17 protein-coding genes are annotated in these 16,706 nt (G+C 62.3%); 7 read left to right on the top strand and 10 right to left on the bottom strand.

The features are described from left to right. Positions 1-112 precede the first annotated feature (112 nt). On the bottom strand, positions 113-1,033 hold the full coding sequence (locus tag HB676_RS34190; RefSeq protein WP_346347233.1) for an OmpA family protein: 921 nt from the start codon (positions 1,031-1,033) through the stop codon (positions 113-115). Positions 1,034-1,533: 500 nt separating this feature from the next. Here HB676_RS34190 and HB676_RS34195 point away from each other — a divergent pair, with 500 nt between their 5' ends. After that, positions 1,534-1,965, top strand: coding sequence for a hypothetical protein (locus tag HB676_RS34195; RefSeq protein ID WP_346347234.1), 432 nt, complete (start codon positions 1,534-1,536; stop codon positions 1,963-1,965). A gap of 389 nt (positions 1,966-2,354) precedes the next feature. Here the strand turns inward: HB676_RS34195 and HB676_RS01835 are convergent, their stop codons facing one another. The 3 genes from HB676_RS01835 to HB676_RS01845 all read right to left on the bottom strand — a co-directional run bounded on the left by HB676_RS01835 (position 2,355) and on the right by HB676_RS01845 (position 3,973). Further along, positions 2,355-2,576, bottom strand: a complete 222-nt coding sequence (locus HB676_RS01835; RefSeq protein WP_213735931.1) for a hypothetical protein — start codon at positions 2,574-2,576, stop codon at positions 2,355-2,357. Then, positions 2,577-3,065 carry a pyridoxamine 5'-phosphate oxidase family protein gene (locus HB676_RS01840; protein WP_213735932.1) on the bottom strand — a complete coding sequence of 163 codons (489 nt, stop codon included), beginning with the start codon at positions 3,063-3,065 and terminating at the stop codon, positions 2,577-2,579. A 71-nt stretch (positions 3,066-3,136) separates the two neighbouring features. Beyond that, positions 3,137-3,973 carry an FkbM family methyltransferase gene (locus HB676_RS01845; protein ID WP_213735933.1) on the bottom strand — a complete coding sequence of 279 codons (837 nt, stop codon included), beginning with the start codon at positions 3,971-3,973 and terminating at the stop codon, positions 3,137-3,139. Positions 3,974-4,213: 240 nt separating this feature from the next. Here HB676_RS01845 and HB676_RS01850 point away from each other — a divergent pair, with 240 nt between their 5' ends. After that, complete coding sequence (locus HB676_RS01850; RefSeq protein WP_213735934.1) at positions 4,214-5,863, top strand: acetolactate synthase large subunit; 1,650 nt, start codon at positions 4,214-4,216, stop codon at positions 5,861-5,863. 14 nt (positions 5,864-5,877) lie between these two features. Here the strand turns inward: HB676_RS01850 and HB676_RS01855 are convergent, their stop codons facing one another. The 5 genes from HB676_RS01855 to sdhC all read right to left on the bottom strand — a co-directional run bounded on the left by HB676_RS01855 (position 5,878) and on the right by sdhC (position 10,346). Further along, complete coding sequence (locus HB676_RS01855) at positions 5,878-6,807, bottom strand: glutathione S-transferase family protein (RefSeq protein WP_213735935.1); 930 nt, start codon at positions 6,805-6,807, stop codon at positions 5,878-5,880. A 72-nt stretch (positions 6,808-6,879) separates the two neighbouring features. Then, on the bottom strand, positions 6,880-7,662 hold the full coding sequence (locus HB676_RS01860; RefSeq protein WP_213735936.1) for a succinate dehydrogenase iron-sulfur subunit: 783 nt from the start codon (positions 7,660-7,662) through the stop codon (positions 6,880-6,882). Positions 7,663-7,695: 33 nt separating this feature from the next. After that, entirely contained in the window at positions 7,696-9,540 is a 1,845-nt protein-coding gene (gene sdhA / locus HB676_RS01865) for a succinate dehydrogenase flavoprotein subunit (protein ID WP_213735937.1), read from the bottom strand. A gap of 3 nt (positions 9,541-9,543) precedes the next feature. After that, positions 9,544-9,918 carry a succinate dehydrogenase, hydrophobic membrane anchor protein gene (gene sdhD, locus HB676_RS01870; RefSeq protein ID WP_213736115.1) on the bottom strand — a complete coding sequence of 125 codons (375 nt, stop codon included), beginning with the start codon at positions 9,916-9,918 and terminating at the stop codon, positions 9,544-9,546. Between the two features lie 29 nt (positions 9,919-9,947). Beyond that, a complete protein-coding gene (gene sdhC / locus HB676_RS01875) occupies positions 9,948-10,346 on the bottom strand; it encodes a succinate dehydrogenase, cytochrome b556 subunit (RefSeq protein ID WP_213735938.1) in 399 nt (132 codons plus the stop codon). Positions 10,347-10,816: 470 nt separating this feature from the next. Here sdhC and HB676_RS01880 point away from each other — a divergent pair, with 470 nt between their 5' ends. Next, positions 10,817-11,806, top strand: coding sequence for an ABC transporter substrate-binding protein (locus HB676_RS01880; RefSeq protein WP_213735939.1), 990 nt, complete (start codon positions 10,817-10,819; stop codon positions 11,804-11,806). Positions 11,807-11,818: 12 nt separating this feature from the next. Here the strand turns inward: HB676_RS01880 and HB676_RS01885 are convergent, their stop codons facing one another. Continuing rightward, entirely contained in the window at positions 11,819-13,363 is a 1,545-nt protein-coding gene (locus HB676_RS01885; RefSeq protein ID WP_213735940.1) for a malonyl-CoA synthase, read from the bottom strand. A gap of 96 nt (positions 13,364-13,459) precedes the next feature. Between HB676_RS01885 and HB676_RS01890 the strand changes: the two genes are divergently transcribed. The 4 genes from HB676_RS01890 (at position 13,460) to HB676_RS01905 (ending at position 16,625) form a co-directional block, all read left to right on the top strand. Then, on the top strand, positions 13,460-14,221 hold the full coding sequence (locus HB676_RS01890) for an SDR family oxidoreductase (RefSeq protein WP_213735941.1): 762 nt from the start codon (positions 13,460-13,462) through the stop codon (positions 14,219-14,221). 220 nt (positions 14,222-14,441) lie between these two features. Then, complete coding sequence (locus HB676_RS01895; protein ID WP_213735942.1) at positions 14,442-14,996, top strand: fasciclin domain-containing protein; 555 nt, start codon at positions 14,442-14,444, stop codon at positions 14,994-14,996. A gap of 190 nt (positions 14,997-15,186) precedes the next feature. Further along, positions 15,187-15,819 carry a cytochrome b/b6 domain-containing protein gene (locus HB676_RS01900; RefSeq protein ID WP_213735943.1) on the top strand — a complete coding sequence of 211 codons (633 nt, stop codon included), beginning with the start codon at positions 15,187-15,189 and terminating at the stop codon, positions 15,817-15,819. Positions 15,820-15,839: 20 nt separating this feature from the next. After that, positions 15,840-16,625, top strand: a complete 786-nt coding sequence (locus HB676_RS01905; RefSeq protein WP_213735944.1) for a molybdopterin-binding protein — start codon at positions 15,840-15,842, stop codon at positions 16,623-16,625. Positions 16,626-16,706 lie beyond the last annotated feature (81 nt).

The raw sequence follows: 16,706 nt of genomic DNA on the forward strand, positions 1-16,706 counted from the left end.
TTCAACGCCTTCGTCGTCCCCGCGTACGCGTGGACGACACGTTGAGATAATACGCATCAAAAAATGGCCGGGATTTCTCCCGGCCATTTTCATTTCTGCAAAGACCTCACTCTTACCGCGGCGGTGCGATGCCCGGGGGCGGCGGCGGCAACGAGGCCGTACCGCCGTTGAGCAGCGGCGTGATCCGGCGGACGGTGACGCGACGGTTGATGATGCTCGGCCCGTCGGTCTGTTCTTTCAGATATTGCGAGCCGTAACCCTGCGAGGTCAGGTTTTCCGCCGGCACGTTGAACTGCTGTGTCAGTAGTTCGGCGGCGGATTCGGCGCGGCGATCCGATAGCGAGAGGTTATCGACGCTGTTGCCGACCGCATCGGTGTGACCCTCGATCAGGAACACCTCGCGCGGGTTGCGCGCGATCGCCCGATTGAGTCCGTCCGCGATCACCTGCAGCCTTGCTGCCTGATCGGGCGGAATATCCCACGATCCCGTGGCGAAGTTGATGGTGTTGAGATCGATGCTCGGCATCAACATGCGCACTGACGGGCTGAAGCGGATTTCATCGAGCGAATAACGTCGCGCGATCCGATCTACCGGCGGTGCTTCCATGGTCTCGTAGATCAGGTCCGGTGACGCGTCGTCGGCCTGAACGATGTAGCGGTCGTAGGGAATCCGAAGCACCGGCGGCGGCAGATCGACATAGAAACCGCCCACCGCGCTGGGATCGCGATAGCTGTTGTCGATGATGATGATCTCGCGGCCTTCCCGATCCCGGCGGATCCGGCGAAGCAACAGCCCGTCGCGGCCGGTGACGGTGATGATCTGCGAGCCATCGGGACGAATCACGATGGTGCGGGTATCGCCACCGACCTGCTGGGTCTGGATATCGCGGGCGCCGAAACGGAATCGGTCTTCTTCGTTATGACGAATGAACGACTGGCCACCCGGATCGACCACGATGACCCGGCCGGGTTCCGTAAAGACCTTGCGGCCGCCCTGGTCGCTCTCCTGCCGCGCACCACGGAAGTCTTCCATGCGGCGCGGCCCTTGCGGAGCTGCTCCCGGCGCAATCGGAGTCAATGCAGCGGCCGGTGCGGGGGCGGCTGGAATCGGCGCCGTTACGGCTGGCGCCGCATGCCGCACGAAGGCCGCGCCGCCGGGCGGTTGGCCGGCTACGGCAGGCGCCGCGCCAGGTGTCCCCGGAGCTGCTGCCGGAGCGCCGGCGTTCGGTTGCGGGCCACGCTGAGGAGGTGCTCCCGGTGCTCCAGGCGAAACCTGAGTCTGCGGCGTAACCGCTGACGGGGTCTGCGGTCTCTGACCTGCCGGAGGTGTGCCGACGGCAGGAGGCGTGCCCGCGGGGGGCGTTGGGGGTGTCGCCGGTGTTGTGGCGGCTCCGCCAGCCGGGGGCTGCGGTGTCGCGCCCGGTCTTTCCCGTCCTCGCTCTCGCTCCTGCGGTTGCACGGTCGGCGTTGTTGGCGTTGCCGGTGTAGCTGGCGTCGCCGGCGTTGTTGCGGCTCCGCCCGCCGGGGGCTGTGGTGTCGTGCCCGGTCTTTCCCGACCTCGCTCTCGTTCTTGCGGTTGTCCGGCCGGTGCCGTTGGCGCGCTTTTCTGCTGCGGCTGTACAGCCGGTGCAGCGGGCGCAGCAACTGGCGGAGTGGGAGGCTTGGGCGCAGCCGGGGCTGGCGCTGCGGCCGGAGGAGCCGGCGGTGCAGGATGCGGCGGAGGTGCCGGTGGCGGTGTGGGCCGCGGCGGAGGTGCGGCCGCGGGCGGCGGAGCTACCGGGTGCGGCGGCGGTGCCGCAGCGGGAGGTGCGGGATGCGGTGGCGGGGCGGCGGCCGGCGGAGCTGGCGGTGCAGGATGCGGCGGTGCTGCAGCCGGAGGTGCCGGACGAGCGGGCGGCGGCGCTCCCTTTGGCGGCTGCTTGGGTTTTCCGTCGGGACCAAGTTCTTCCTTGGCTTGAGCCATAACCAGTGGCGCGGTTTGCGCATGCGATGGCGCGCTTGCAAATTGCAGCGCTGTCAGAGCTGTGGTGGCGAGCAGCAACAAACGAAGTTTTGTCATGATGGTCTGGATCCCCGGAAAATTCTCAGAAGGTCTTGCAACAAGTTCTTGATACGAGTCCTCGGCAACAAAAGCTTGTCGTCAAGCTCTGACGATCAACGAACAAGCGTTAGGCCGGATTGTGGCGGGCTTTGAAGGCGGGTTTGTATTTATTTCTGTCAGCGCGAAGCCCCATTGCGGCTTTGTTCATGACGCATTCAGAGGGTCGTTTAAAACGATGTGTGCGCATTGTCCCTGCGGCATATCCGCGTCGCGCGAATCAGATCACGCGCTGGCATGCCAGCATCTAACATACTCACATGTCGGTTGCAGGCGAGGGCGCGGTCGGCCCCTGCGGTCCGCGCACCGGCAATTCGTCCGGCGTGCGGCCCGGCAATTCCTCCGGCCTCGGAGGTTCGCCGGGCTCGTGCATCGGCGGCGGGACCTCGGGCGGGGGATTTCCCGGCGGGCTTTCCTGTGGTGGTTCGACCGGGTTTCCGGGATTGATCGGCGGGTCCTCTTGTGGGTCGATCGGCATCTACATCGCCACCTTGCGATTGTCGCCGATGTCGGGGCGCGAGCCTGTCATGGCAGCGGCCGCCATCTTGACGTAGCTAATCACCGAGCCCGGTGAGTCCCAGAATTCGGCTTCATCGGGCGTGATTTTCAGCACCCGAATGTCGGGATCTTCGGCACTGCTCCACCACGCTTTCGCCGGCGTCGAAAACAATTCCTTGATCTTCGCCCGATCGTTGGAGACGATCGCGGTGCCCGTGATCGAAACGTATTTCTGGTCGCTCGCATTGGCGAAAGACAGATTGATGCCGGGGTTACGGGTGATTTCCTCGTCCTTGTGACGACGCGCGTCGGTGAGGAAATAGATCGCGTTTTCGTCGCGTTCGAGATACGCGCTCATCGGCCGGGCGCGAAGCTTGTCACCATCGCGCGTGACCAGCATCGCAAAGCCGATCTTCTTCATAAGGTCCCAGACACGATCCGTATCGCGTGCGGTGTTGTCGTTGGCCATGTCTCGCTCCATTGCTGTTGGAGGGATAACGGCGCCGCTAGGGTGATGTTCCGCCCGGGAGCGCTGGGGAACTAAAGGGAACTCAGCACCAACAATGTATTGCTGCGGGTCTTGCCGGTCTCGGCATAGCCGCGTGCGCGCATGTCGGCGATGCAATCGTCCTGCCACTCGTTGCGCGACAGATGTTCGATCACCACCGCGCGCGGCCACAACGATGGCGGTGCCTCCTTGAAGAAACCGGTCAGCACACGGTCCTCATAGCCCTCGACATCGATCTTGAGCGCATCGACGTGATCCACGCCGGCTTCACCGAGAATGCGCTGCAGCCGCAGCGACGGGACCTTGATGGCATTGCCAGAGCGTTCGCCCGTCACGATGTGGCTGGCGCCGAGATTGTCGCCATCGGTCTCGATCATCAACTCGCCATCGGAAGGCCCGGCCGCTGCCGCCACCAGTGTCACCTGAGCAAAACTCGATGCCGTGCGGTTGAACGCCAGCCGCGCATGGGTGACCGGATGCGGTTCGATCGCGATTACTTTGCCGCCAGGGCCGACGTGACGCGCCAGCACCATGGCATAGGTACCGACATTGGCGCCGACATCGACGAACACGCCGCCGGCGGGCGTGTGCGTCCGCAGGAAATCCAGTTCCTCAAGATTGTAATCGGGATTGAACAACGCACCGCGCTCGGTGGCGCTGGCCTGATGATAGAATCGAAACGAGGCGCCCTGATAGGCGACATCGACCGGACCCTTGCGCAACAGGTTGATCAGCCGTGACAGCATCGGGCGGAATGCGCCCCGTTTCAGCCGGGTGCGTTGCGCGAGCGAAATGATGGCCGCTTGCGCACCCGTCGGCGCGAAGGCGCCGAAGGCCGGCGGAACCGGATCGTTGGCGGCGACGCCCATTGGCAGTCTCGAAGTCGTCAAAAGGTCCTCGCGCAGACGTGTGAAGCGGCGGCATGCATAGCCGACTTTGCTGGTCAGTCCAACGCCGCACGCCTACGATGGTCCCTGTGGCCGCAGCGCTGGAGACGGCTAACCTGCAAAAAGCCCGAAATGACGCCGCAACATGTCAGGGGTAAAGTCTCCGCGCCAGACACCTCGATACTGACCGGCCGATACGCGATTTCACGGAAGGGATGCGAAATGAAGGGTTCAGATCTTCTCGTTGCGGCGCTGGAGAACGAGGGCGTCGATCGAATCTTCGGCGTCCCCGGCGAGGAGAACCTCGCCGTCGTCGAAAGTCTCCGCCGCTCGTCCATCGAGCTGGTGGTCACCCGTCATGAGCAGCCGGCGGCTTTTCTGGCGGCTACCTATGGGCGGCTCACGGGCAAGCCCGGGGTCGCGCTGAGCACGCTCGGTCCCGGGGCGCTTAATTTTGTCACCGCGGCCGCTTACGGATTTCTCGGCGCCATGCCGATGGTGCTGATCACAGGTCAGAAGGCGATCCGACAGAGCCGACAGGCCCATTTTCAGATTGTCGATGTGGTCGCGGCGATGCGGCCCCTGACCAAGCAGTCGCAGCAGATTGTGAGCGCATCGAGTATTCCGACCCTGGTCCGCAATGCGTTCCGGATCGCCGTCGAAGAGCGCCCCGGCCCGGTGCATCTCGAATTGCCGGAAGATGTCGCCGCCGAAGAAGCCGGCGATGTCGCGCTGGTGCCGGCCCATGCCGCAGCCCTTCCGGTTCCGCCGCCGGAAGCGATCGAGCGCGCAGCCGAATTGATTCTGGCCGCGCGGTTTCCGCTGTTGATGTTCGGAGCCGGCGCCAGCCGTCCGCAACTGGCGCCAGCGCTCTCGGAGTTCGTTCGTCGCGTCCGCATTCCCTTCTTCAACACCCAGATGGGCAAGGGCTCTGTTGGCGGCGCATCGGAGTTTTACCTCGGCACCGCGGCTTTGAGCGAACGCGATTACGTTCACCGGGCGATCGATCGCGCCGATCTCATCGTGACGATTGGACACGACACGGTCGAGAAGCCGCCGTTTCTGATGTCACGGGACCGGCATCAGGTCATTCACGTCGGGTTCGCGCCGGCAACCGTCGAAGAGGTGTATTTTCCCCAGACCGAGATCATCGGAGACATCGCGAAAGGCCTCGAACTGCTGGCGGGCCGGTTGGAGGGCAAGCTGAAAATGAACCCGGACTGGGTCGCCTTGCGCAAGAACATCCTCGACCACATCACCGATCGCGCGGAGGAGGATCGCTTCCCGTTGACGCCGCAACGCATCGTGCATGACGTCCGCCAAGTCATGCCGCCCGACGGTATAGTCGCGCTCGATAACGGCATGTACAAGATCTGGTTCGCGCGCAACTACCGCACGGATGTCGCCAACACGCTCCTCCTGGACAACGCGCTGGCCACGATGGGCGCCGGCCTACCTTCCGGGATGATGGCAGCGCTGCTGTATCACAAGCGCCGCGTGCTGGTGGTGGCGGGCGACGGCGGCTTTATGATGAACAGCCAGGAGCTCGAGACCGCGATACGGATGAAACTCAATCTCGTGGTGCTGATCATCGAGGACCATGCCTACGGCATGATCCGTTGGAAGCAGGCCGTCGATCATTTTGCCGATTGGGGCCTGACCTTCGGCAATCCTGATTTCGTCGCTTACGCGGCAGCCTATGGCGCTCAGGGGCGGCGGATCGCAGCGGCCTCGGAGTTGATCCCGGCGCTGGAGCAGGCGTTTTCCGCCGGTGGCGTGCACCTGATCGCGGTGCCGATCGACTACAGCGAGAACACGCGGGTGCTGGTCGACGAGCTCCGGTCGATGCAGGACAGCCCAGACGGGTCCTGACTCTGCAGAAATGCCTAGGCAGACAGGACGTGGAAACCTGCGCGCGGAAAGTGGACGACCACTTCGCCGGCGCGCGGATCGTGCCTGCGAATAGCAATATGCTGCGATGAGAGCGCAACGATCTCGCCGCTGACTTTGACCTTGCCATAATCGTCGGGCACCACCTCGACCCGATCGCCGGGTTTGCGGCCATTGGGATCGTGGGGGTCCGACAGTTCGGCGGTGAGTGGCGTGGCGCGGGCGCCGATGTCGAGTGCGGCGGACGTCGATATCTCGCTGGAGCGGCCGTGGCCGACCGCGCGCATTCTGGTTTCCCAGGCACGGGTGCGGCCGAACTCGGCAAGCATCTCGTCGAGATTCGGTAGATGCGCGCGCACGTACCAGATGTTCATATAGGCGTTGACGTCGTAAAGGCCGGCCTTGTTGCCACCCAGCCATTCCCGGCCGTCTCTGAGCTGGTCCTCTATCCATTGCACATGGGCACGAAACTGATCGCGCATTTGCGGGATAGCGGCGGTCATGGCCGCGACGTCAAATTTGGCGCCGCGCAGCTTTTCGCGATCGGCGATGAAATCCTGCGGGACTTTGTCTGCCAGCAGGCCGAATACGAGATTTACCGTGTTCTGGAAGAATGAGCGGTCGGTCCACATTGCCGTTGCTGAGGCAATACCCTTTTCGTCATCCGGAAACAGCGTCGGCTCGGGGAAGCGCCGTTCCAGTTCGCGGATGATACACTGGGTATCGCAATAGATGTCGGCACCGATCTGCATCACTGGGGTGCGCCGATAGCCGCCTGTGAGCGGCATCAGGTCGGGACGCGGCATGATTCGAGAGATAAGGACCGATGTCCATTCGATGTTCTTCAGGCCGAAAATGACTCGCACCTTCTCGGAGAACGGCGACTCCTTGAAATGGTGCAGGATAATGGGATGCGTGGTTGTCATGCGGTCAGTTTAGCCAGACGCTTTGCGAAAGGCTATTCGCGAATGACAGGGGTTCAACCAGTGATCGCGGCTTTAGACCTGCCGCTCGACCATCTTCATCTTGAGCTCGGCGATTGCCTCGGACGGATTGAGGCTCTTCGGGCAGGCCTTGGCGCAGTTCATGATGGTGTGGCAGCGATAGAGCCGGAACGGATCTTCCAGATTGTCGAGCCGCTCGCCGGTGGCCTCGTCGCGGGAATCCTTCACCCAGCGGGTCGCCTGCAGCAGGGCGGCCGGTCCGAGGAAGCGGTCGCTGTTCCACCAATAGCTCGGGCATGAGGTCGAGCAGCAGGCGCACAGAATGCATTCGTAGAGGCCGTCAAGCTTTTCGCGGTCCTCGTGGCTCTGCTTCCATTCCTTTTGCGGCGTCGGCGTAGTGGTCTTCAGCCACGGCTCGATCGAGGCGTATTGCGCGTAGAAATTGGTCAGGTCCGGCACCAGGTCCTTCACGACAGGCTGATGCGGCAGCGGGTTGATCTTGACCGCGCCGTCCTTCACGTCGTGCATCGACTTGGTACAGGCCAGCGTGTTCTGGCCGTCGATATTCATCGCGCAGGAGCCGCAGACGCCTTCACGGCAGGAACGGCGGAAGGTTAGCGTCGGGTCGATGTGGTTCTTGATCCAGATCAGGCCGTCGAGCACCATCGGGCCGCAATCGTTGGAATCGATGAAATAGGTATCGACGCTGGGATTTTTGCCGTCATCCGGATTCCAGCGATAGACCTTGAATTCGCGCGTCTCGGTGGCGGTCGCCGGCTTTGGCCAGGTCTTGCCGCCGCTGATCTTCGAATTCTTCGGCAGTGCGAATTCAACCATTGAGCTAAGCCTTCGCTGTGGTTCGGGTCGCGTTTAATACACCCGCGCCTTCGGCGGGATGTACTGCACGTCATTGGTCATGGTGTAGTCATGCACCGGGCGATAATCGACGGAGGTCTTGCCGCCATCGTCGATCCACGCCAGCGTGTGCTTCATCCAGTTCTTGTCATCGCGCGCGGAGAAATCCTCGCGGGCATGGGCGCCGCGGCTCTCGGTGCGGTTGGCCGCCGAGTCCATCGTCACCACCGCCTGCACGATCAGATTGTCGAATTCGAGCGTCTCGATCAGGTCCGAATTCCAGATCAGCGAGCGGTCGCTGACCGAAACATCCCCGATGCCGCCATGCACCTTGTGGATCAGGTTCTGGCCTTCATTGAGAATCTCGCCAGTGCGGAACACCGCGCAATTGTTCTGCATCACATGCTGCATGCTGTCGCGCAGCTTGGCGGTCGGCGTGCCGCCGGAAGCGTAGCGATAATGATCGAGCCGCCCGAGCGCCTTGTCGGCCGAACCGGCCGGCAATTCCGGCTGCTTGCCGTTCGGGGTCAGCTTCTCGGCGCAGCGCAATGCCGCGGCGCGGCCGAACACCACGAGATCGATCAGCGAGTTGGAGCCAAGGCGGTTGGCGCCGTGCACAGACACGCAGGCGGCTTCGCCAAGCGCCATCAGCCCGGGCACCGTCGCGTTGTCATCGCCGTTGCGCTTGGTCAGCACCTCGGCATGAAAATTGGTGGGGATGCCGCCCATGTTGTAATGCACGGTCGGCAGGATCGGGATCGGCTCGCGGGTCACGTCGACATTGGCGAAGATCTTGGCGGACTCGGAAATGCCGGGCAGGCGTTCGTGCAGCACCTTGGGGTCGAGATGGTCGAGGTGCAGGAAGATGTGATCCTTCTTCTTGCCGACGCCGCGGCCTTCGCGGATTTCGATGGTCATCGCGCGCGAGACCACGTCGCGCGAGGCGAGGTCCTTGGCGGAGGGCGCGTAGCGCTCCATGAAGCGCTCGCCTTCCGAATTGACGAGATAGCCGCCTTCGCCGCGCGCACCTTCGGTGACGAGACAGCCCGAACCGTAAATGCCGGTGGGGTGGAACTGGACGAACTCCATGTCCTGCAACGGCAGACCGGCGCGCAGCGCCATCGCGCCGCCGTCGCCGGTGCAGGTATGCGCCGAGGTGCAGGAGGCATAGGCCCGGCCGTAGCCGCCGGTCGCCAGAATCGTGGTCTGGGCACGGAAGCGATGCAGCGTGCCGTCGTCGAGTTTCAGCGCGATCACGCCGCGGCAGACGCCCTGATCGTCCATGATCAGGTCGATCGCGAAGAACTCGATGTAGAATTCCGCGGCGTGGCGCAGCGCCTGGCCGTACATGGTGTGCAGCATCGCATGGCCGGTACGGTCGGCGGCGGCGCAGGTGCGCTGCGCCTGACCCTTGCCGTAGTCCAGCGTCATGCCGCCGAACGGCCGCTGATAGATCTTGCCGTCTTCGGTGCGCGAGAACGGCACGCCCCAGTGTTCGAGTTCGTAGACGGCCTCGGGCGCGTTGCGCACCATGTATTCGATCGCGTCCTGGTCGCCGAGCCAGTCCGACCCCTTGACGGTGTCGTACATGTGCCAGCGCCAGTCGTCTGGATGCATGTTGCCAAGCGAGGCGGAGATGCCGCCCTGCGCCGCGACGGTATGCGAGCGGGTTGGAAACACCTTGGTGATGCAGGCGGTGCGCAGACCGGCCTCGCTGCAGCCGACAACGGCGCGCAAGCCCGCGCCGCCGGCGCCGACCACGACGACGTCATAGGTGTGGTCTTCGATCGGATAGGCGTGGCCGTTGGCGGCGGGACCGCCACTGCCGTTTGCAGCCTTGCCATTGCCATCAGCGGCCATGCGCTAAACTCCAGATGACAGTTTGAGAATGGCGTAGATCGAGGCCAGCGCCACCGCAATTGAGAAGAAATTATTGGCCATGATGGCGGCGAGCTTCACCTTCTCGCCATGCACATAGTCCTCGATCACCACCTGCATGCCGATCTTCATGTGCCAGGCGCTGGCGATGATGAAAAGCAACAGGACGATCGCGACCAGCGGCGAACCGAGAATCTGCGCGGCCCCGGCTTGGTTGCGGCCCAGCAGCATCATCACGATGATGATGACGGGCAGGATCAGCAGCAACATCGCGACCGCGGTGAGGCGCTGGCGCCAGAAGTCCGAGGTGCCCGAATGCGAGGCGCCGAGATTGCGGACGCGCGCCAGCGGCGTACGCATCGATTTCACGGTCTGGGTACGAGGTTCGCTCATCGGCCGCCTCCGATCGCATAGGCGACGACCCATAGCAGCACCGTTGCGGCAATGCCGGCGATCAGCGCGCCCCAGGTCAGGGCCTCGCGCTCGCTGGCCTTGAAGCCGTAGCCAAGGTCCCAGACCAGATGTCGCAGACCGCTGAACAGATGATGCAGCAGCGCCCAAGTATAACCGAACACGATCAGGCGGCCGAGGAAGCTCGAGGTAAAGGCCTGCACATTGGCATAGGCCGTTGGCCCTGACGCCGCTGATATCAGCCACCAGGCCAGCAACAAGGTGCCGAAATACAGTGCGATGCCGGTGGCGCGGTGCACGATGGATAGCGCCATCGTCAGGGTCCAGCGGTAGGTCTGAATATGCGGTGAAAGCGGTCTTTCGATCCTGGCGGTCATCGGCAGCTTTTGACGGTTTGCGGGCCTCCGCAGGGGCCCTTCGGGGATCGCGGTAGACGAATTCTATTTACGAACTCGAAACAGCGAGTGCAACGGCGAAATCATCGTTTGCGAACGAATGTTCATTGCTTCGAATGAGTGTCAGATGAGCCTTGCATTGATGGGGATTGACAGGGCTATCGGGCGCTGATGGCCAACCCCGATGAAGCCCGATTCACGACCGGTTCACTCGGCTTCGAAAACAAGAGCCCGAACGGGCGGAAACGACGATCGCAGCGTTGAACGCCCCGGACTTGCCCGACCTTCTATCGTCGCATCATCCGCAGCCGGTTTGTGGTCAGCTTGTCATCATCGGCTCGGGCTCAGGGCTCGCCCGGATATAACAAACAAAGAATATTTCTCTTCGTTGAAGTCCGCCGCGACTTGGTCGAATATCGGCGGGCGTGGGACACTGGGGTCGATGGGGCGGAATGCAGCGGCGTGAATTCATCAGGCTTGCCGGAGGTGCGGCGGCGAGCATGTCGTTTGCCGATGCCGTGCGGGCCCAGCAATCGACCGCGCCCGTGATCGGCTATCTCGGCAGTGGTATCCCGGCCGATCAGGTCAGTCTGGTGGCCGCGACCCGCGATGGACTAAAGGAATCCGGCTTTATCGAAGGCCAGAACTTGAGGATCGAATCCCGGTGGGCGGAAGGAAAATATGACCGGTTGCCGGGGCTCGCGGCGGAGTTGGTCGAGCGCCGCGTTGCTTTGATTGTGGCGGCCGGGGGCAGCGATCCTGGCCGCGCGGCGAAAGGCGCAACCTCGACCATTCCCATTGTTTTTGTCAGCGCCGCGGATCCGATCCGGGCCGGCCTCGTTGCCAGCCTCAATCGACCCGAAGGCAATGTCACGGGGATCAGCCTGATCGGCTCAACGTTGGAGGCCAAGCGCCTTGAACTGCTGCATGAGATGATACCTCAGACTTCCACCATTGGCGTCCTGATCAATTCGAAATATCCGGAGGCGAAGGCGCAGACCCAAGAGGTCGAAGACGCGAAGAGCCGGCTCGGGATCACGCCGATCGTGCTGAACGCCAGCACCGAACAGGAAATGGCAGCGGCCTTCGGCGCTTTTGTTGAGCAAAAGGCGGGTGCGGTGCTTGCCTGTAACGACCCGTTCTTCGGCTCCTATCGCGAGCAACTGGCATCGCTGGCGCTGCGTCACAAGCTGCCGGCGATGTCGTTTCGCCGGGAATTTGCCGAAGTCGGAGGCCTTCTGAGCTACGGACCGCATTTTGCGGAAGGCTATCGTCAGGCCGGTCTCTATGCCGGCAGGATATTGAAAGGCTCCAAGCCAGCCGATCTTCCGGTGGTGCAGCCGACGAAATTCGAGATGGTCGTCAATCTTAAAACCGCCCGGGCGATCGGGCTTACGATTTCCGAGTCGTTCCTGCTGCGCGCCGATGAAATCATCGAATAAAGATGCGCGAACTCACTTCGCCTTGGCGTAGATGCCCGCATAGGTGTCGCGCAGAATGTTTTTCTGCACCTTGCCCATCGCGTTGCGTGGCAATTCATCGACGACGAACACCCGCTTCGGCATCTTGAATTTCGCGAGCCGCCCGTCGAGCGCATTCAGCACCGAAGCCTCGCTTACCGCAGCCCCCTTGTCGCAGACCACGACGGCGGTGACACCCTCGCCGAAATCGGCATGCGGCACGCCGATCACGGCCGATTCGATCACGCCCGGCATGGCGTCGATCTCGCTCTCGATTTCCTTCGGATACACGTTGAATCCGCCGGAGATGACGAGATCCTTGCCGCGGCCGAGAATGTGCACATAGCCCTTGGTGTCGATCTTGCCGAGATCGCCGGTGATGAAAAAGCCGTCATCGCGAAATTCGGCCTTGGTCTTTTCCGGCATCCGCCAGTAGCCCTTGAAGACGTTGGAGCCCTTGACCTCGATCATCCCGATGGTGTCGCGCTTTAGCTCCGCGCCGGTTTCGGGGTCGGTGACGCGCACGGAAACGCCGGGCAGCGGCAGGCCGACGGCGCCCGCGACGCGATCGCCGTCATAGGGATTGGACGTGTTCATGTTGGTCTCGGTCATGCCGTAGCGTTCGAGCACGGCGTGACCGGTGCGGGCGGCCCATTCGCGGTGGGTATCGGCCAGCAAGGGCGCCGAGCCGGAAATGAACAGTCGCATGTGCTTGGTGGATTCGTGGGTCAGCGACGGGCTTTGCAGCAGCCTTGTGTAGAAGGTCGGCACGCCCATCAGCACGGTGGCGCGCGCCATCAGCTTGATGATCAGCTCGGGATCGAATTTCGGCAGGAAGATCATCGAGGCGCGGGCGAACAGCGTGACATTGCTCGCCACGAACAGGCCGTGGGTATGGTAGATCGGCAGCGCGTGGATCAGCACGTCCTTGTCGGTGAAGCGCCAGTAGTCAACGAGGCTCAGCGAATTCGATGCAAGATTATCATGCGTCAGCATCGCGCCCTTGGAACGTCCTGTGGTGCCCGACGTGTAGAGAATGGCAGCGAGGTCGTCATCCGCGCGCGCGACGGTGACGAAGTCAGGCTTCGCTCTGGCGGCGGCATCGGTCAGCGATCCCTTGCCATCGGCGCCGAGCGTCTCGACCGTGGCGCCCACTTTTGCCGCGATCGCACCGATGCCTTGCGCCTTCGAGGGATCGCACACCACCAGCGAGGGCTCGGCGTCGGTGATGAAATATTCGAGCTCGTTGAGCGTATAGGCGGTGTTGAGCGGCAGATACACCGCGCCCGCCCGCACCGTGGCGAGGTACAGCACGAGGCCCGGCACCGATTTGTCGGTTTGCGCGGCGACGCGATCGCCGGGCTTGACGCCGCGCTCGACCAGCACATTCGCCATCCGGCCTGCATGCGCCACGAGATCACCATAGCTGATGCGCTGTCCGTCGACGGTTTCGATCGCAAGTCGATTGAGGTCGTCGACGCCGTCGAATAGGCGGGAAAACAGGTTGGCCTTCGCAATGGTTTTGTCGGTCGCGTTCATGCATCATTCCGGTGGGTGGGCGCGGCCCTCGGGGCCACAGATCTCTGCGGGTTCAATAGCAAAGACGCCCTTCACAAAGCAACGGAGACAGTTTGCATGTCAAATAACGGGAAACGCGTAGCTTGGATAACGGGGGGCGGCAGCGGGATTGGGGAAGCCGGTGCGGAATCGCTGGCGGCCGACGGCTGGACCGTGGTGGTTTCGGGACGCCGCAAGGAGGCCCTGGACGCGGTGGTGGCGAAGGTTAACGGGAGCGGCGGCAAGGCCGAGGCGATTGCGCTCGACGTCAGCAAGGCTGCTGACGTTAACAAAGCCGCCGAGCAGATTCTCGCCAAGCACGGTCGCATCGATCTTCTGGTCAACAGCGCCGGCATCAACGTGCCCAAACGCAGCTGGGCCGATATGGAACTGGAAGGCTGGGACCGGCTGGTCGAGATCAATCTCAACGGCGTGTTGTATTGCATGCGCGCGGTGCTGCCGGCGATGCGGGCACAGCAGGACGGCTGCATCATCAATGTCGCCTCATGGGCCGGTCGTCACGTTTCGAAAATGCCGGGTCCTGCCTACACCACCACCAAGCATGCGGTGCTGGCGCTGACCCATTCGTTCAACATGGATGAATGCGCCAACGGCTTGCGGGCGTGCTGCCTGTCGCCCGGCGAGGTCGCAACGCCGATCCTGAAACTGCGGCCGGTGGTGCCTTCGGAACAAGAGCAGGCCAAAATGCTGCAGCCCGAAGATCTCGGCCGCACCATCGCCTTTGTCGCCAGCATGCCGCCGCGAGTCTGCATGAATGAAATCCTGATCAGCCCGACATGGAACCGGGGGTTTCTGCAGACTCCCGGGAGCCGGGATTAGCAACGCAGGCGCGACGTTAAGATTTTAACGGAAGTTCACGCACGGCCGACGTCGAGAAAGGTTTCAAGCGCGCGAAAATTTATTCCCTGAAACCGGCCCTGAAACCTCCCGTAACTCGGCTCAATAGCGACGCAGTCACAGAAAAACAGACAGCGTCGTTGTTGAGCCCCTCAATCGCCCGGCGGACATCCGCTGGCACACTCATTCGGGAGACGTTTCCATGTCCAAGCGTATCGCATTTTTGTCCGCCGTTGCCTTCAGCGCGCTGGCTCTGACGTCCGTCATCGTTGCGCCGGTCAGCGCCCAGGAGAAGACCGTGATGGTCGGCGGTGCCGCGATGTTCCCTTCCAAGAACATCATCCAGAACGCGGTTAATTCGAAGGACCACACCACGCTGGTTGCGGCGGTGAAGGCCGCCGGTCTGGTCGACACCCTGGAAGGCAAAGGCCCGTTCACGGTTTTCGCGCCGACCAATGCGGCGTTCGGCAAGCTGCCGGCCGGCACGGTCGACACTCTGGTGAAGCCCGAGAACAAGGCGACCCTCACCAAGATCCTGACCTACCATGTGGTGGCGGGCAAGCTTGACGCTTCCGACCTGACCGATGGCAAGAAGCTCAAGACCGTTGAAGGCGAAGAGCTGACCGTGAAGAAGGCTGACGGCAAGGTCATGATCGTCGACGCCAAGGGCGGTTCTTCGACGGTGACGATCTCGAACGTCCATCAGTCGAACGGCGTGATCCATGTCGTCGACACCGTGTTGATGCCGGCGTCGTAATCCAGCCCATTTCCCGATCGCGTCCCCTTCGGGATACGCATAGCGAGCCGGGGCAACCCGGCTCGCTTTTTTGTGACCGCTCGGCCCGAAATGTATCGATCGGACCGGGGTCATAGTAGTAACGCGGCGCCGGTTCCCGGCGTATATCAGGGTATCCACCGTCAGCGACGAAACCGCCATGGGAACTGTCATGTCCAGCCTGACCGCCAGCGACGAGCATTCCATACCAGCCGCCAGGAAGACGGTGATTCAGCCGGCCTGGGTCCGCCTGGTGCATTGGATCAATGCGGTCGCGATCATCCTGATGATCATGTCGGGATGGCAGGTCTACAACGCCTCGCCGCTGTTCAAGTTCTCGTTTCCGCCCTCGGTTACGCTGGGCGGCTGGCTCGGCGGCGCGCTGCTCTGGCATTTTGGCGCGATGTGGCTGCTGATGGTCAATGGCCTGATCTATCTGACGCTGGGTTTCGCCACCGGGCGCTTCGCCAGGAAACTGCTGCCGATCTCGCCGTCAGGCGTGCTCGCCGACACCAAGGCCGCGCTGACCGGCAAGCTGTCGCATGACGATCTGTCGAAATACAATCAGGTGCAGAAGCTGCTCTATACCGGCATCATCATCGTCGGCGTTCTCATTGTGTTGTCGGGATTGTCGATCTGGAAGCCGGTCCAGTTGCAGTGGCTGACAGCGCTGTTCGGCGGCTATGACATTGCGCGTTACGTTCACTTCGTTTGCATGGCGGCGATTGTCGCCTTCATGGTGATTCATGTCGCCCTCGCCGTGCTGGTGCCCAAAAGCCTGCGCGCCATGATCATCGGCCGCTAGAAAAACTTCAGGAGAATATTATGGGCCGCCTTCGCTCGCTTCTAATCCCAGGCGTCGACAAGCAATTGCTGGTTCGCGACGCAGTGAAGACGATGCCGGATCTGGCGCGCCGCCGCTTTATCGCGGGCGGTGCGAGTTTCGGTGCACTGACAATGTTGACCGGCTGTGACGTATCGAACAGTTTTTCGGCCGAAGAGATGTTGAAGAAAGTCTCGAAGTTCAATGACGGCGTGCAAGCGCTGATGTTTAATCCCGATGCGCTGGCGCCGACCTTTCCGGAAAGCGCGATCACCAAGCCGTTTCCGTTCAACGCCTATTATGAGATCGACGACGCGCCCGAGATCGACGGCAAGGACTGGAAGCTCGAAGTTACGGGCCTTGTCGAGAACAAGAAGTCATGGACGCTGGAGGAGCTCTACAAGCTGCCGCAGGTCAAGCAGGTCACGCGCCATATCTGCGTCGAGGGCTGGAGCGCGATCGGAAGCTGGACCGGCACGCCGCTGCGCGATTTTCTTAAATTAGTCGGCGCCGATACCCGCGCCAAATATTGCTGGTTCCAATGCGCCGACCGGGAGGGTTACAACTCGCCGCTCGATATGCGCACCGCATTGCATCCGCAGACCCAGATGACCTTCAAATTCGGCGATGAAATTCTGCCGCGGGCCTATGGTTTTCCGATGAAGATCAGAGTGCCCACCAAGCTCGGATTCAAAAACCCGAAATATGTCGTCTCGATGGAAGTCACCAACGACTACAAGGGCGGCTACTGGGAAGACCAGGGCTATAATTCATTCAGCGGAAGCTGAAGAAGTCCTACGTAGGGTGGGCAAAGCGCAGCGTGCCCACCATCACAGAGACATCAAAAGACTTTCGGTGGGCACGGCGCA

Origin of the sequence: Bradyrhizobium sp. dw_411 (assembly GCF_018449695.1) — a bacterium.
GTDB lineage: Bacteria > Pseudomonadota > Alphaproteobacteria > Rhizobiales > Xanthobacteraceae > Bradyrhizobium.

What these genes read in the sequence shown, in the direction of transcription:
- HB676_RS01850 (WP_213735934.1), top strand. Translation starts at nt 4,214, where the DNA reads ATGAAGGGTTCAGATCTTCTCGTTGCGGCGCTGGAGAACGAGGGCGTC.
- HB676_RS01890 (WP_213735941.1), top strand. Translation starts at nt 13,460, where the DNA reads ATGTCAAATAACGGGAAACGCGTAGCTTGGATAACGGGGGGCGGCAGC.
- HB676_RS01885 (WP_213735940.1), bottom strand. Translation starts at nt 13,363, where the DNA reads ATGAACGCGACCGACAAAACCATTGCGAAGGCCAACCTGTTTTCCCGC.
- sdhA (WP_213735937.1), bottom strand. Translation starts at nt 9,540, where the DNA reads ATGGCCGCTGATGGCAATGGCAAGGCTGCAAACGGCAGTGGCGGTCCC.
- HB676_RS34190 (WP_346347233.1), bottom strand. Translation starts at nt 1,033, where the DNA reads ATGGAAGACTTCCGTGGTGCGCGGCAGGAGAGCGACCAGGGCGGCCGC.
- sdhC (WP_213735938.1), bottom strand. Translation starts at nt 10,346, where the DNA reads ATGACCGCCAGGATCGAAAGACCGCTTTCACCGCATATTCAGACCTAC.
- HB676_RS01900 (WP_213735943.1), top strand. Translation starts at nt 15,187, where the DNA reads ATGTCCAGCCTGACCGCCAGCGACGAGCATTCCATACCAGCCGCCAGG.
- HB676_RS01855 (WP_213735935.1), bottom strand. Translation starts at nt 6,807, where the DNA reads ATGACAACCACGCATCCCATTATCCTGCACCATTTCAAGGAGTCGCCG.
- HB676_RS01860 (WP_213735936.1), bottom strand. Translation starts at nt 7,662, where the DNA reads ATGGTTGAATTCGCACTGCCGAAGAATTCGAAGATCAGCGGCGGCAAG.
- sdhD (WP_213736115.1), bottom strand. Translation starts at nt 9,918, where the DNA reads ATGCGTACGCCGCTGGCGCGCGTCCGCAATCTCGGCGCCTCGCATTCG.
- HB676_RS01880 (WP_213735939.1), top strand. Translation starts at nt 10,817, where the DNA reads ATGCAGCGGCGTGAATTCATCAGGCTTGCCGGAGGTGCGGCGGCGAGC.
- HB676_RS01845 (WP_213735933.1), bottom strand. Translation starts at nt 3,973, where the DNA reads ATGGGCGTCGCCGCCAACGATCCGGTTCCGCCGGCCTTCGGCGCCTTC.
- HB676_RS01835 (WP_213735931.1), bottom strand. Translation starts at nt 2,576, where the DNA reads ATGCCGATCGACCCACAAGAGGACCCGCCGATCAATCCCGGAAACCCG.
- HB676_RS01840 (WP_213735932.1), bottom strand. Translation starts at nt 3,065, where the DNA reads ATGGCCAACGACAACACCGCACGCGATACGGATCGTGTCTGGGACCTT.
- HB676_RS01905 (WP_213735944.1), top strand. Translation starts at nt 15,840, where the DNA reads ATGGGCCGCCTTCGCTCGCTTCTAATCCCAGGCGTCGACAAGCAATTG.
- HB676_RS01895 (WP_213735942.1), top strand. Translation starts at nt 14,442, where the DNA reads ATGTCCAAGCGTATCGCATTTTTGTCCGCCGTTGCCTTCAGCGCGCTG.